Genomic DNA, 14,757 nt, shown 5'->3' on the forward strand with positions numbered 1-14,757 from the left:
CTCGGTGGCCTTGAGGTGGCCGACCCCTACCGTTGGCTGGAAGATGGTTCCTCCTCCGAGGTAGGGGCCTGGACCACCGCCCAGAACGCTCGCACCCGCTCTGCCCTTGATGGGGTGCGGGCTCGCGACGGCTTCCGCGACCGCCTAGCTCAACTCACTCAAGCCGGCACCGCCACTTCACCCGCGCTACGCGGCGACCACCTCTTCACCATCGACCGCTGGGGAGAGCGCGACCGCGCCGCTCTCGTGGTGCGGCCGATCGCTGCCCCCATCGCCGGTCCGGGCCGGGTGCTGGTAGACCCCGCGGCCGCCAGCGGCGCCGCCACCTCCGCCATCGACTGGTACCACCCCTGTCCCGACGGCTCCCTGGTGGCCTTTGGTACCTCCGTCGGCGGCGACGAGCGTTCCACGCTGCGCATCGTTGAGGTGGCTACCGGGCAGCAGCGGCCCGACACCCTCCCCCACACCCGCGCCGCGTCGGTGGCGTGGCTGCCCGACAGCCGTGGCTTCGCCTACACCCGCTATCCCGATCCCGCCGCGGTTGGCGCGGAAGAGGCTGGCTACCACCGCCAGGTGTGGTGGCATCGCTTGGGTGACCCCGCCGCCGCCGACACCCCGTGTTTCACCGACCTCCCCGAAAAAGAAGCCTGGCCGGACGTATCGCTCTCGCCCGACGGACGTTGGCTGCTCGTGCACGTACAACGCGGCTGGAGCCAAACCGACGTGCACCTTCTCGACCGTGAGACCAACACCTGGACCACCGTCGTGGCGGGCATCGAAGCCGCCACCGGACTGCGGGTAGATCTCGACCGCCATCGCCTCATTGGCGAAACCACCCTCGGCGCCCCCAAAGGACGCCTGGTATCGCTGCCCTTGGAAGGCCATCCACCTCGATCCCCCGGCGGCGGCGAACCCGCCGTCGTGAACCCGCAGGCCCTCATCACCGAACTGGTGGCCGAGGCCGACGACATCCTCGCCGGCTTCGCCATCACCAACCCGGACCTCCTGGTGGTGCGCACACGCGCCGGCGTGTCCTCCCTCCATCACCACGACCCTGACGGCACCCACCGGGCGGAGGTCACCGCGCTCACCGGGGGCCTCGCCGCTGTCACCGCGCTAGCCGCGCACCCGAGTGCCCCGGGGATCATCGCGATAGGCCACACCTCCTTTACCCGCCCCGACACCGTGACCGCCTGGCGCCCCGAGGCCGAGCCGATCGAACTCACGCGGCTGCCATGCCCGCCCATCGCCAGCACCACCGTCACCCAACTCCGCTACCCCTCCACCGACGCCACCGAGGTGCCGATGCTCCTCGTGCACGCCACCGCCACCGCCATCAGCCACCACACCCCCACTCTGCTCACCGGCTACGGCGGGTTCAACATCACCGAGACCCCCGCCTGGAGCCCCTTCGTGGCCACCTGGTGCGAACTCGGTGGCCAGGTTGCTATCCCCGGGATCCGCGGCGGTGGCGAGGAAGGCGAGGCGTGGCATGAGGCTGGCCGACGCGCCAACAAGCCCCAGGTGTTCGCCGACTTCGAAGCCGCCGCCGACTGGCTGGTGGCCGAGGGCCGCACATCGCGTGCCCGCCTGGCCATCCGCGGCGGCTCCAACGGCGGTCTCCTGGTGGCCGCCTGCCTCACTCGCCGTCCCGACCTGTGCGCGGCGGTGGTATGTGACGTGCCGCTCACCGACATGGTGCGCTTCCCCCGTTTCCTCATCGCCCGGCTCTGGATCCCCGAATACGGCGACCCCGATGTGCCCGAGGAGTTGGCCTGGCTCCACGCCTACTCGCCCTACCACCAGGTAGTGGACGGCACGGCCTACCCGGCGGTGCTCATCACCACCGGCGAGCAAGACAGTCGGGTCGACCCCTGCCATGCCCGCAAGATGGCCGCCCGCCTCCAAGCCGCCTCAACGGCCCTCGTACTTCTGCGGGTCGAAGCCGCCGCCGGCCACGGCCAGGGCAAGCCCGCCGCGCAACAAACCGAGGAACGCGCCGACGTGCTGGCCTTCCTGGCCTGGCAGTTGGGCCTCGAACCCTAGAAGCGCCGCATCCGGTGGTGGAGGATCGCCGCCCGGGCTGCGTTGGCCCCGCACGCCCCGTGCACGCCGCCCCCCGGATGGGCCGCCGCCGACGCCAGGTACAGGCCCTTGATCGGCGTTTCCGACCGGCCCAGACCCGGCACCGGTCGCATCACCAGTTGCTGCGAAAGCCGCATCGTGCCACTGCCGATGTCGCCGCCCACCAAGTTGGCGTTGCTCGCCTCCAACGCCGGCGGGGTGAACACATGACGAGCGATAATCCGATCCCCGAATCCCGGAGCCAGCGCCTCGATGCGGGCTTCCATTCGCGCCGCGAAACGTTCGCCCTCCGCTTCGTCCCACACCCCCTTCAGTTCGTTCCCGGCGTCGGCCTTCGTGACCTGCGGGACATGCGTGTACGCCCAGGCCGATTCGGTGCCCGCCGGCGAGCGGCTCGGATCGGCCGTGGTCATCTGACCCACTAACAGGAACGGACGATCCGGGATCACCCCGCTCTCCACCATCGCCATGGTGGACACGATCTCCTCCACCGATAGCCCCACATGCACCGTGCCGGCCTGTGACACCTCCGCATCGGTCCACGGGATCGGAGACGACAACGCCCAGTCCACCTTCACCGTGGAGGGACCGTGGTGAAACTCGCGCATCCGACTCACCAGACCCGGACGCAGATGGTGCGGCGCCAGTAGATCGAGATAGAGCGCCGGTGCCCCCACATCGGCCAGCACCGCCCGCCGGGCCGGCACCACATCGCCGGCTACCAAACGCACCGCCTTGGCCCGCCCGTTACGCACCTCGATGGCCTCCACCGGCTGGCCGAGTAGCACCGTGGAGCCCTTGTCTTCCAGGCGACGAATCAACGCGGCGGTGAGTTCGCTCGCCCCTCCCACCGGCGCGGGGAAGCCAACCGTCTGACCGAGACACGACATAAGCCAGCCGACCACCGCCGAGCCCCGCTCATCGAGCGGGATGTCGGCGTGACCGGCGTTGCCCGCCAGCAACAACCGGCCGCCTTGCCCCCCGAAACAGCGGCGACCCATGGCCTCCGCGTTCCCGAGCGCGATGCGAACCAACTCGGGTAACGACGGCCCCGCCGCGGCGGCCAACCCCAGCCCGGCGCGCACCGGTGGGAAGGGGCGCAACAACGCCTCCAAGAACGGCTCCTGCGTGCGCTCCCACAGGCCGTACAACTCGCGCCACCGGTCGCCGTCACCGGGTGCGAAACGTTCCAGCGACGCGGCGGTGACATCCACATCCATCGAGAGGCAGGCGCTCGGGCCGCCCTGCGTGGGGTGGGCCAGCGCCAACGGCGCACGCGCCCACTCCAAGCCCCACCGCTCCAATTCGAGTTCGCGGAGCACCGGTGAGGCGGCCGCTAGAGGATAGAAGGCACTGAACAGATCGCTCCGAAACCCCGGTGCGGTGATCTCGCCACTGCGCACCGCCCCCCCGGGGCTCTCCGCCGCCTCGATCACCACCACATCCCAACCGGCGTCGGCCAGCACGTTGGCGGCCACCAAGCCGTTGGGACCTGATCCGATGATTACGGCGTCATGCACCCCCTCAGCCTACGGTGCGCTGATGGGAGTAACGATCGACGAGATTCTGGTGGGCGATCCGCCCGCCGCCTGGAAAGCGGCCGGATTCAGCGTGGACGACGACGGCACCTGCCGTATCGGCACGGTGCGGGTGCGACTCGTGGGCCGAGACGGCGGCCAACGGATCCTCGGATGGTCCTTGCGCGATGCCCCCGCCGCTCGCCTGGCCGACGGCTCCCTCGACGGGATCCCTACCACCGCATCAGTCGCCCCGCCCGCCGCGGGGGCCACCCACCCCAACGGCACCACCCACCTTGATCACATCGTGCTGCTCTCCCCCGACCTCGCCCGGACCACCGCGGCCCTGGCCTCCATCGGGGTAGAACCCCGCGGTGAACGGGAAACCGACAGTTACGGCGCCCCGATGCGTCAGGTGTTTTTTCGCTTCGGCGAAGTGATCCTCGAACTGGTGGGCCAACCCGACGCCACGGGCGAGGGTGACCCCGGATTCTTCGGTCTCGCCGTCACCGTGACCGACCTCGCCGCGCTGGCCCACCAACTCGGCGACCACCTCGGCTCCAGCAAAGACGCCGTACAAGATGGTCGCCAGATCGCCACGCTGCGCCACCGAGACCTAGGCATGTCGGTGCCGATCGCGTTGATGAGCCCCGAGCCCCCGCCCGTCTGAAAAGTATTCCGGTGGGCCAGCGCGCCAGGTAGCGTCACACACCCATGTTGGACCACGTCTTTACCGATGCGATCGGCGCGCTGCGCGACACGTTCGAAAAGGCGTTCCTCGAACGGCAGGCCTTCGAGGAACGCTTCCAAGTAGACGTGCTGCTCGGGGACACCACCTGGGAGACTTCCTACGGCCTCCCCGGTGAGGGCCTCCCCCCACGAGTGCAGGCCGACATCACCCTCGACTGGCCCACCTGGGCCCAGACGGCCTACCGGAGCTGGTACATCGGTGAACCCTCCGGCGAAGCCCCCCGTATCGAGATCGAGATCGTGATGAGGATTCAACGCCTAGCGTCAAGCCCCGATGTGATGCCGGTGCTCGCCGCGCTCCCTGAAGCCAGCCCGCCCATCGGGGCCACCCGTCTGGAACGCTCGACCCCCACCGTGGAGATCTCCTACAACGAAGATTCGGAAGCCGAGGACTGGGCCCTGGAAATCAGTTACGAAGGCAGTTACGAACTCGACGAAGCCACCCTCGCCGATGGCTCCATCCTCGACGACCATTTTTCCGCCATGGGGGGCTGGATCGCCAGCACACTGGTGCGCCTCGGTGACCTACAACTGGACTTTCTCCCGGCCGACGAACAGGAATGACCATGACCGACCTCGTCCTGGTGGCCGTCGACGGTCCGGTAGCCACCGTCACCCTGAACCGACCCGAAGCCCGCAACGCCCTCAACCGGGGCCTCCGCAAGGCGCTGCCCACGACCCTGCGGGAACTCGATGCGCGCGACGACATCGCCGCCATCGTGCTCACCGGGGCCGACCCGGCGTTCTGCGCGGGCCTGGACCTGAAAGAACTCTCCGCCGGGGGCGACGCCTTACGCGAAACCGGGGCAGCCGGGAGCGACACCCGCACCCCCCATGGCCCCTTTCCCCGGATCACCACGCCGGTCATCGGGGCCATCAACGGCGTAGCCATCACCGGCGGGTTCGAGTTGGCCCTGGCCTGCGACTACCTGATCGCCTCAGACCGGGCCCGCTTCGCCGACACCCACGCCCGCATGGGGATCATGCCGGGATGGGGGCTCACCGTGCTGCTCCCCGAGGCCGTGGGCCTGCGCCGCGCCAAGGAACTCTCCACCACCGGGAACTTCCTCGACGCCCCCACGGCGCTGGCCTGGGGCCTGGTGAACCACGTCGTGCCTCACGCCGACCTCCTCCCCTTCGCCCAGAAATTAGCCGCCGACATCGCCACCATCGACCCCCGCCCGGTGCGCCAGATGCTGGCCACCTACGACGAGGGCGCCCGGCTCGACGGGGCCGGTGCGTGGGCGCTGGAGGCGGAGGTGGCCGGGCGCTGGCAGGGGGAGGGCCTCGATCCGGGGGCGCTCGAAGCCAATCGGCAGGCCGTGGTGGCTCGCGGTCGCCAGCAGCTCTAAGCGCCCTCACCCACCCGCGGGATCAGAGGATGATGTCGACCGGAGTGCCCAGGGGGATCACCGCTAGTTTGCGTTGATCGGCCTCCAACATCCGAATGCACCCGTTGGAGATTTTCGTGCCAGTCGTCCCGATCTTCGCGGCCGACGACGCCGAGACCGAACCATGAATGGAAGTGACGGCGTCGCCGCTGCCCTGCCAGCTCCTAATGGCCTCCGAGTGGCCACTGGTGTCCAACACGACCGGCCCGTAGCCAGCGGGACCAGGGGCGGTGACCACGGCCACAAAGAAGTTCCCGGGAGCGGTCGGCGTGGAATCTTTACCGATCCCGACCGGTGCCGAGAAGATCTCGTACCCGTCCTGATAGGCGATGAGCCGCGTCTCCGACAGACGCACCACGATGCGGAAGTTCGACACCGATCTCGTTACATCCGCCGCCCGCACCCAGGCCGTGGACATGTTGGGTCGGTCGGGCAACATGATGCGAAGCCAGTCGCCCTGCTCCTCCACGATGGGCATGGTCATCGGGTAGCCATACCAGAATCCCACTGTCGCCAGCGCCGGACCGTTGGCGGCGCTGTAGGTAGCGATCTCGCCGTTCGGGCTGGCCAACGCTGTGGTGGCGGGCACCTCGGTGGGCGCGACGGTGGTGGTAGTAGCAGTAGTAGGCGGAATGGTGGTGGGAGGGGCCGCCACCGGAGCGGGCGAGGCATCGCGTCCCAGCCATCCGGTTCCGACGACCACCGTGATCGCGACCGCCATGACCGTCGCCATCGCCACCACGATGTGCTTCGAGCTCCGGCGGTCTTCGCTTCGATCACTCACCAACTAAGCCAACCATACCGAGCCCCCGCGGAACAGTCGGCAGCCACCCCTCACAGGCCCCGAGCCCGCAGCAGGGCCACGATTGCGTCGAGCATCTCTCGCACCGCGAACCCCGCCTCGTCTCGAGCGGCGGCCACCCCGCTCGCTGTGTCCACCGCCACGATGGCCTCGGCGTAGCACTTGAGTTTCGGCTCGGTGCCGCTCGGGCGCACCACCGCCCGCACGCCGTCGAACATCCACACCAACACATCAGAGCGCACCGGGAACCGCAGCGGCACGGCGGCAAGGTCTTCCATGGTCACCCTGGTCCGCCCGGCCAGCGCCGTCGGCGGGGCAGCCCGCAGCGCGGCCATGACGGCCTGGACGCGCCTCGACCCGTCAGTCCCCTCCACTCGGATCGACCGCTGGCCGGTGACATGAACACCATGGGTACTGAACACCTCATCGAGGCGGTCCAGCAGCGATTGTCCCGACGCTTTGAGTTCGGCCGCCAACTCGCTCACCACCAGCGCGGCGGTTACTCCGTCTTTGTCTCGCACCAGGGAATCCACGCAATAGCCCAGGGCCTCCTCGTAGCCGAAGACAAAGCGCTCCCCCTCCCGCGGTGTGTGGACCACCCACTTGAAGCCCGTGAGCGCCTCGCGGTAGGTCACCCCGGCGGCGGCGGCCAGGGCGGCGAGCATCCGTGACGACACCACCGTGGTGGCCACCACATCGCCCGGGCGGACGTCGCCGCGTCGGAGGAGGTGGTCGGCCAGCAAGATGCCCACGTCGTCGCCGGTGAGCGCCCGCCAGCCCTGGGGCGCTTGCGGATCGGGTACGGCCACGGCCAAGCGGTCGGCGTCGGGGTCGGTGGCGAGGATGAGGTCGGGCCCCACCTCCAAGGCCAGTGCCACCGCCAAATCCAGGGCACCGGGCTCCTCGGGATTCGGGAACGCCACCGTGGGAAAGTTCGGATCGGGCTCCACCTGCTGGGTGACCTCGCGCGCCGCCGGGAAGCCCGCCGCCGCCCAGACCCGCCGCATCGTCTCCGCCCCCACGCCATGCAACGCCGTGTACACGGTGGTAACCGCCCGGGCCTCGCCTCTTAACAGCGCCACCGCCCCCGCCACATAGGCGTCGAGCAGTTCCTCCCCCACCTCGGTGATCCCATCGCGGGACATCACCTGACCGGCCGCCAGGGGGAGAGCATCCATGAGCGCCTCGATAGCCCCATCGGCCGGCGGCAGGATCTGCCCTCCATCGGCCCGGTACAACTTGTACCCGTTGTCCGTCGCCGGATTGTGGCTGGCGGTCAGCATGATTCCGGCGCTCGCCTCTAGGTGCCGCACCGCAAACGCCAGGACGGGAGTGGGCATCGGCCGGGGCAACACGAGCACCGCGAACCCGGCGCCCGCCAGCACGGCGGCGGTATCCCGAGCGAACTCGGCGCTGCCGTGGCGGGCGTCGCGCCCCACCACCACTGGCCCGGTGAACCCCCCGTGGCGCAACCAGTGCGCCACAGCGGCGGTGGCCTGGCGCACCAGTACCCGATTCATACGGTTTGGTCCGACCCCCAACGCCCCGCGCAGACCGGCGGTTCCGAAGCGCAGGCGCTGGTCGAAGCGTTCGTGAAGCCCGGCCAGATCGTCGGCGGCGAGCAGGGCATCCACCTCGGCCCGGGTGACCGGGTCGGGATCAGCCTCCCGCCAGGACCGGGCCTGGGCGCGCACGACCTCCTCGGTGGAGGCGACCGTCGTCACAGCCGGGCCACGATGGCCGCCACCAGATCGCCCATCGCGCCAGCCGAGGCTGCGCTGGCCGCCACCACATCGGCATGGTCCAGGTCGCCCTCGCCTAAGCCCGCGGCCAGGTTCGTCACCAGCGACAGCCCCAGCACTTCGGCCCCCACCTGCCGGGCAGCGATCACTTCGTGCACCGTCGACATGCCCACGAGGTCGGCCCCGAGGATCTGCAGCATGCGGATCTCAGCGGGTGTCTCGTAATGCGGACCGGGCAGGCCGGCGTAGACCGCCTCAACCAAGGTGGGGTCCACTGAGTGGGCGATGGCCCGCAGGCGAGGCGAGTAGGCATCGGTGAGATCAACAAAGCGACCCAGGCCCAATGCGGCGGGCGGGGCCGGTCCACTGAGCGGCGAAGCGCCGGTGAGATTGAGATGATCGGCGATGAGAACCGGCTGACCCACCGCCATGCCTGCCCGTAGACCACCGGCTGCGTTGGTGAGCACCACGGTGCCGCAACCCACCCGCACCGCCGCTCGCACGGCGTGCACCACGGTGGGAAGGTCGTGGCCCTCATAGGCGTGTACCCGTCCGAGTAACACCAGGATGGGTCGACCCCCCGTGGTCGTCACCGAACGCAACACCCCGCGGTGCCCGGCAGTACCACTCGAGGCAAAGCCCGGTAACTCCTCCACCGCTACTTCCACCACGGGCTCCCCGAGGCGCTCCGCAGCCGCTGTCCATCCCGATCCGAGGACCACCAGCACCTCGTGCCGCTCGATCCCGGTGCGCTGCCGGATGGCAGCCGCCGCCGCGCTGACCTGCGTCCAGGGGTCCTGGACCGGTGTCACAGGCCCAGATCGGCCGCCAGGCCCGCCAGGGAGAGGGCCGGTCGGGCCCCGGTATGACCGATGACCGCCGAGGCCCCCAGCGACCCAAGCCGCCCGCAGCCCTCTAAGGATCGACCGCTGGTGAAACCGAACAAGAACCCGGCGGCGTACAAGTCGCCCGCGGCGGTGGTGTCCACCACCACGTCCACCGGGTGGGCGGCCACTTCGATCACCTCGCCCTTGTTCACCACGAGGGAACCGTGTTCACCCCGGGTGATGGCGGCGATCTCCACGTCATTCATGACGCGCTCAATCGCTTCGCCGACGGTGGTCACGCCGTAGAGGGCCATGACCTCGCCTTCGTTGGCGAAGAGGAGGTCTATCTGATCAGCCAGCAAGGACCGCCACGCGTCTTGATGGCGCTGCACACAGAAGGTGTCCGACAGGGTGAGGCTCACCTGCCGTCCGGCGTCGTGCGCGATGCGACTAGCCATCCAGAAGGCCTCTTGGGCGGCGGGTCGATCGAAGAGGTAACCCTCGAGGTAGACGACCTTCCCGGCGGCGATGAGATCCTCGTCGAGATCGTCGGGGCCAAACAGCTCGGACGATCCGAGGTAGGTGTTCATGGTGCGCTCGGCATCGGGGCTCACAATGACGAGGCAACGCCCCGTGGGTGGCCCATCGGGGGCAGGCGGGCAGGTGTAACTCGCCCCGGTGGCGCGAAGGTCGCGGGCGAACACCGCACCGAGTTCATCATCGCCAACCCGGCCGATGTAGGCGGCCCGCCCACCGAAGGCGGCGATCCCGGCGATCGTATTGGCCGCCGAGCCGCCCGATACCTCGATGCCCTGACCCATGGCGGCGTAGAGCGATTCGGCCCGCTCGGTGTCGATGAGGGTCATCGCTCCCTTTACGAGACCGTTGGCTTCAATGAACTCGTCATCCTCGTGAGTGAGCACGTCCACCAGGGCGTTCCCAATTCCCACAACATCAAACTGTTCGGCGGCCTCGGTCACGGGCCTGACGCTACTGCCCCCTCGCCGAGGCCAGCACACCTCAAGGGGGTGGCGGACACGCGGAGGGCCGAGATCACTATCTGGCGGAACCGGCCCCTTCTCGCAGGGGCCACCCGTCCCAAGCGACGACGGCCCACCTGAGGGAAGGCCGCCATCGCGTGGGGGGTTGGGTTCGAACCCGTCCGTCTCGTCAGAGCGTCACCGTACGATCACCAACGGATCGATCAAGGTGGTGGCCCCTTCAACCGGAGTGGCCGGTCCAGGGCCCGCTTGGATAACGGGACGATCGGGTTCGACTCCGTCTGTTTTGACCTGCTCACCAGGGACAATCGTGGCCACCTCCGGGGGGATCGGAGGGGCCGTCGATGAGGGAGGAGGAGCCATCAGCCCCACCTCATCAGCGGCGTCACCGGCGACCACAGCGGGCCCGACAGCCGGGGCTGCGGGAACGCCGGGCGAGCCGGTATCAGCTGATGCGGTGACACTCATGACGAAGATCCCCATCCCTATGGCGAGAAGGCCACCACGAACAACGTGGTGGATATGCATTGGGTAACTCCCGTCCAGCTTGGAGCCCACTCACAAGGGCTACTCGTCGAACGGGTCGGTCGCGCCACTGGCTCCCCGTGTGGTCTAGGCGCCCGCTTGTCTCCGTGCCCAGGCACCCTCGCCTGGGTCGGTGGGGTCCACACGGATCACAACCTCCCGTGCCGAGCGACTGGTGCCGCACGACCTGATCACCATCGGCAGCGACGAGACCATGCTTGAGCACCATCTCCGCCCCGATAGCCTCACGGGGTGTCCGACCCCTATCGCCTCCCCCGTACCGTCCTCCCCCACCGCTACGACCTTACCCTCACACCCAACCTCGATACGGCCACTTTTGCCGGTTCGGTGGATGTAGCGGTGGTGGTGGCCGAGCCCACGACCACCGTGGTGATGAACGCCATCGAACTTTCGGTGGACGAAGCCTGGGTGACTGTTAACGGCACACGCCATGACGCCCACGTGTCCCTAGATGAGCCCACCGAACGATGCACGCTGACCCTCGCCGAGCCACTGCTGGCGGGCGACGCCACCGTGTCCCTGCGTTTCCGTGGCCTCCTCAACGACAAACTCCACGGCTTCTACCGCTCCACCTTCACCGACGATGACGGCAACGAACACGTGATCGCCACCACCCAGTTCGAAGCCACCGATGCTCGGCGGGCCTTCCCTTGCTGGGACGAGCCCGACATCAAAGCGGTGTTCGGGATCAGCCTGTGGATCGACGGCGACTTCCGGGCCGTATCCAACGGGGCCGTGGCCGAGGTGGAGACCATCGAGGGCCGCCGCCGCGTGCGTTTCACCGACACGATGGTCATGTCCACCTACCTCGTGGCCTTCATCGTGGGCCCCCTCGAAGCCACCGATCCGATCGACGTCGACGGCATCCCCTTGCGCGTGCTCTGCCCCCCGGGGCGCCTTCCCCTCACCCCGTTCGCTCTCGAGGTGGCGGAATACTCCTTGCGCTATCTCGCCCACTATTTCGACCTTCCCTACCCCGGCGACTCGATGGACCTTGTCGCCATTCCCGACTTTGCCTTCGGGGCGATGGAAAACCTCGGCTGTGTCACCTTCCGCGAGACACTGCTGCTCGTCGACCCCGACCACGCCACCCAGGGCGAACTCCAGAACATCGTGGACGTGATCGCGCACGAACTCGCCCACATGTGGTTCGGTGATCTCGTCACGATGGATTGGTGGAACGGCATTTGGCTCAACGAGGCCTTCGCTACCTTCATGGAAATCAAGGTCACCGATGCCTTTCGGGTGCAGTGGGAACGCTGGGCGGGCTTCGGCCTGGCCCGCTCCAACGCGTTCGATACCGATGCCCTCCATGCCACCCGTCCGATCGAGTACCCGGTGGTGTCCCCAGAGGATGCGGCCGGCATGTTCGACGTTCTCACCTACGAAAAGGGCGCGGCGGTGGTGCGGATGCTGGAGCAGTACCTCGGAGAAGACCGCTTTCGGGCGGGCATTCGCCGCTACATGACCCTCCATCAGTACGGGAACACCGAGACCACCGACCTGTGGGATGCCATCGAGGAAACTTCCGGTGAGCCGGTGCGACGAATCATGGACTCCTGGATCTTCCAGGGCGGCCACCCCGTCATCGATGTGAGCATTAGCGACGATGGGGCGACCGTCCATCTCGCCCAACGCCGCTTCACCTATCTGCCTCACCCCCTCGACACCTCTCTGTGGTGCGTGCCGCTCATCATTCGCTACGCGACGGCCGATGCCGCTGTGCACACCACGAGAGCACTCCTGACGGGTGAGACGCTCGACCTCGCCCTCGACGAGCCCGCCACGTGGCTCGTGGTGAACGTCGAAGGTCACGGATTCTTCCGGGTGAGTTACGCCCCGGCCTTGCGGCAGACGATCACGGCCCAGGCCCACGCGGGGCTGTCCAACGTGGAGCGTTACGGCCTCGTTGACGACACCTGGGGATCCGTCTTGGCCGGCACCACGAGCGCAGCAGAGTTTCTCACGCTGGCCGAGGGCCTCTCGGACGAAACCGACGTGGCGGTATGGCGTCGGATCCTCACCGGCGTCGACCAGATCGAGCGGATCGCCCGAAACGGCGATCGTGAGGTACTCCGGGCTCGGGTGCGGGCCCTGGTGGCCCCGGCGCTAAATCGCAGCGGGTGGACCCCGCGGGAATCCGACGGCGATCGCGACCACGAGTTACGGTCCGTCCTCATTGGAGCGATGGCCACCCTGGGCAATGACCACGAGGCTCAGACCCGGGTGCGGGAAATCTTCCACCAGTACCTCACCGATTCGCAGAGCGTGGAGGCCAACGTGGCGGCGGCCGTTATCCGCGTGACCGCTGCCTTCGCCGGCGCCGAGGAGGTCGATGCCATGCTCGAAGGGTTCCGACGCAGTTCCACTCCGCAGGAGGAACTGCGACTCATCTACGCGCTCGCCGATGTGCGCGACCCCGAACAGATGGGCCGGATCCTCGATCTGACCATGACAGCCGAAGTGCGCACCCAAAATGCCCCCTTCGTGATCGGAGCCTGCCTCGCCAACCGAGAAAATGGGCATCTGGCCTGGGCCTTCGTGCAAGAACGGTGGACGGAGATGAACGAACGGTTCCCGGCGAACAGCATCGTGCGCATGCTCTCGGGTATCCGAACCATCACCGACCCCCGCCTCGCCAAGACCATCGAGGCCTTCATGGCCGACCATCCGCTTTCGCAAGGTATGCAAACTCTGCAGCAGCACGTTGAGCGGATGCGCGTGTCGGTGGGTCTCGCCGCTCGGCTCGCTACCGAGTCCTAGCGAGGTTCCGGCCCCGCCCCGGAACGCGAGAACACCCCCCCAACGGTGGTGGTGGCCGGAGCCTCCACCACCCCCAGAGGGGTGTGACACGCGGGTATGGGTCAGCCCAGGATCTTGGCCTTTTGCTGGGCAAACTCGGCATCGGTGAGGTGCCCGCTGTCTTTCAGCGCCGCCAAGCGGGTGAGTTCGTCGGCCGAGCCGCCGTCAGAGCCACCGACTTCGCGAACGTAGGCCGCAAACTCGTCCTGGCGCTCCTGGTTCCGAGCCACCTCGTGCTGGTGCATCTTGCCGCCCCGGATGATGACGTAGGCAAATACTCCGATGAAGATGAACAAGAAGATGAACAGCAGCCAAGCGAACTTAGCGAAGCCGCTCAGGTCCCGGCTGCTGAAGATGTCCATGATGCAGCGGAACAGGATGAAGATCCACACCACAAAGATAAAGACGATCAACATCGTCCAGAAGAACTCAAGGAAGCTATAGCTGTCGGTCATGTAAAACTCTCCAGTTCGTAGTTGATTTCCGCGGTGTGTGCCTCGCTTCGCCAAAGGCGGGGAGCGAGGTGGACTTGACCAATGGCCGAGCCTATGTGCATTTGGGACCGGGGGCGGAATCCTTCACACCAGGCTGATAACGAGGCCGAACTGGGCGAGGTGGTAGGTGATCATCACCGTCAGGCGGGCGTAAGGGGTTTCCTTGAGGAATCGGTTCCAGGCAATCAACGCATCGCTGGCATAAAACAGCAGCGCCCCGCCGATCGCCATTGGGTTTCCTACCCCGATGGCGCTGGCCACCATGGCCGAGATCACCGCGATGTAGGCCACCACCGGCCCGGCCAAAGCGGGATCGGGGCCCGCTCGAATCCCCCGCAGCAGGATCGGGCCGATGACCGCCAGGGCCACCACCACGAGCAGAATCCCCCCGAGAAATCGGCGCAACTCCACCCCTTCGACATGCAGCCCAACGATGTAGCCCACGTGGCCTAGGAGGAAGGCCGCCAAGCCATACACGAACAGGTCGCGCGGCACCATGAGGAAGACATCTCCCACGAGGCAACTCACCAACGCCGCCACGAACCAGGCGCGAGCGACGGCACTGGTGGGATCCAGCGTCAACGCGGCGGCGATGAGCAACACCATCGTCAGCGGCTTGGCTAGGTATTCCAGGGGCACCCAGGACCGCTGCACCGCGACCCAATCCGCCATCGCCGCCGCCAACGCCAAGACCAGGAGAAGGGACGCGGCCCCGGTCACGGAGCGATCACTCCCGGGTGCTGATCAAAACCCATCGGACCAGCCTCCCATGCTCGGCGGACCGCCACGGCCAGATCGGT

Annotated in this window: 12 protein-coding genes and 1 riboswitch; of the genes, 5 read left to right on the plus strand and 7 right to left on the minus strand. The window is 67.7% G+C overall.

Annotation, left to right across the window (positions count from 1 at the left end; genetic code table 11):
- Window positions 1-15 precede the first annotated feature (15 nt).
- Window positions 16-2,046, plus strand: a complete 2,031-nt coding sequence (locus tag EXQ71_01940) for a S9 family peptidase (protein MSO86265.1) — start codon at window positions 16-18, stop codon at window positions 2,044-2,046.
- Here the strand turns inward: EXQ71_01940 and EXQ71_01945 are convergent.
- Complete coding sequence (locus EXQ71_01945) at window positions 2,043-3,605, minus strand: NAD(P)/FAD-dependent oxidoreductase (protein MSO86266.1); 1,563 nt, start codon at window positions 3,603-3,605, stop codon at window positions 2,043-2,045. The two genes, EXQ71_01940 and EXQ71_01945, sit on opposite strands and share 4 nt — an antisense overlap.
- Window positions 3,606-3,627: 22 nt before the next feature.
- On the opposite strand from EXQ71_01945, the gene EXQ71_01950 reads away from it, so the two are divergent.
- The 3 genes from EXQ71_01950 to EXQ71_01960 are packed head-to-tail and all read left to right on the plus strand — an operon-like array spanning window position 3,628 to window position 5,704.
- Window positions 3,628-4,272: a glyoxalase gene (locus EXQ71_01950; protein MSO86267.1), complete on the plus strand. Its 645-nt coding sequence runs from the start codon at window positions 3,628-3,630 to the stop codon at window positions 4,270-4,272.
- Window positions 4,273-4,316: 44 nt separating this feature from the next.
- The gene (locus EXQ71_01955) at window positions 4,317-4,916 is read left to right on the plus strand and encodes a hypothetical protein (protein MSO86268.1); all 600 of its coding nucleotides are present in this window, start codon (window positions 4,317-4,319) and stop codon (window positions 4,914-4,916) included.
- Between the two features lie 2 nt (window positions 4,917-4,918).
- On the plus strand, window positions 4,919-5,704 hold the full coding sequence (locus tag EXQ71_01960; GenBank protein MSO86269.1) for an enoyl-CoA hydratase: 786 nt from the start codon (window positions 4,919-4,921) through the stop codon (window positions 5,702-5,704).
- A 22-nt stretch (window positions 5,705-5,726) separates the two neighbouring features.
- Here the strand turns inward: EXQ71_01960 and EXQ71_01965 are convergent, their stop codons facing one another.
- From EXQ71_01965 to EXQ71_01980, 4 genes are read right to left on the minus strand one after another with little or no spacing between them, the layout of a single operon-like run.
- Entirely contained in the window at window positions 5,727-6,527 is an 801-nt protein-coding gene (locus EXQ71_01965; GenBank protein MSO86270.1) for a murein L,D-transpeptidase, read from the minus strand.
- Window positions 6,528-6,577: 50 nt separating this feature from the next.
- Window positions 6,578-8,269, minus strand: a complete 1,692-nt coding sequence (locus tag EXQ71_01970) for a phospho-sugar mutase (protein MSO86271.1) — start codon at window positions 8,267-8,269, stop codon at window positions 6,578-6,580.
- Window positions 8,266-9,099 carry a purine-nucleoside phosphorylase gene (locus EXQ71_01975; GenBank protein ID MSO86272.1) on the minus strand — a complete coding sequence of 278 codons (834 nt, stop codon included), beginning with the start codon at window positions 9,097-9,099 and terminating at the stop codon, window positions 8,266-8,268. Before EXQ71_01975 ends, EXQ71_01970 begins: the two co-directional genes overlap by 4 nt.
- A complete protein-coding gene (locus EXQ71_01980) occupies window positions 9,096-9,980 on the minus strand; it encodes an adenosine kinase (protein MSO86273.1) in 885 nt (294 codons plus the stop codon). The genes EXQ71_01975 and EXQ71_01980 overlap by 4 nt, the downstream gene beginning before the upstream one ends.
- Window positions 9,981-10,688: 708 nt before the next feature.
- Window positions 10,689-10,809, minus strand: a riboswitch (cyclic di-GMP riboswitch).
- 83 nt (window positions 10,810-10,892) lie between these two features.
- On the opposite strand from EXQ71_01980, the gene EXQ71_01985 reads away from it, so the two are divergent.
- Entirely contained in the window at window positions 10,893-13,424 is a 2,532-nt protein-coding gene (locus tag EXQ71_01985; GenBank protein ID MSO86274.1) for a M1 family peptidase, read from the plus strand.
- A 101-nt stretch (window positions 13,425-13,525) separates the two neighbouring features.
- On the opposite strand, the gene EXQ71_01990 is transcribed toward EXQ71_01985, so the two are convergent.
- Window positions 13,526-13,918 (minus strand): SHOCT domain-containing protein, encoded by a 393-nt coding sequence (locus EXQ71_01990; GenBank protein ID MSO86275.1) that lies wholly within the window; start codon window positions 13,916-13,918, stop codon window positions 13,526-13,528.
- A gap of 123 nt (window positions 13,919-14,041) precedes the next feature.
- Window positions 14,042-14,677 (minus strand): lysoplasmalogenase, encoded by a 636-nt coding sequence (locus EXQ71_01995; protein MSO86276.1) that lies wholly within the window; start codon window positions 14,675-14,677, stop codon window positions 14,042-14,044.
- Window positions 14,678-14,757: the final 80 nt, after the last annotated feature.

The sequence above is a fragment of the Acidimicrobiia bacterium genome (assembly GCA_009694375.1).
In the GTDB taxonomy this organism is placed as follows: Bacteria; Actinomycetota; Acidimicrobiia; order Acidimicrobiales; family VFJN01; genus VFJN01.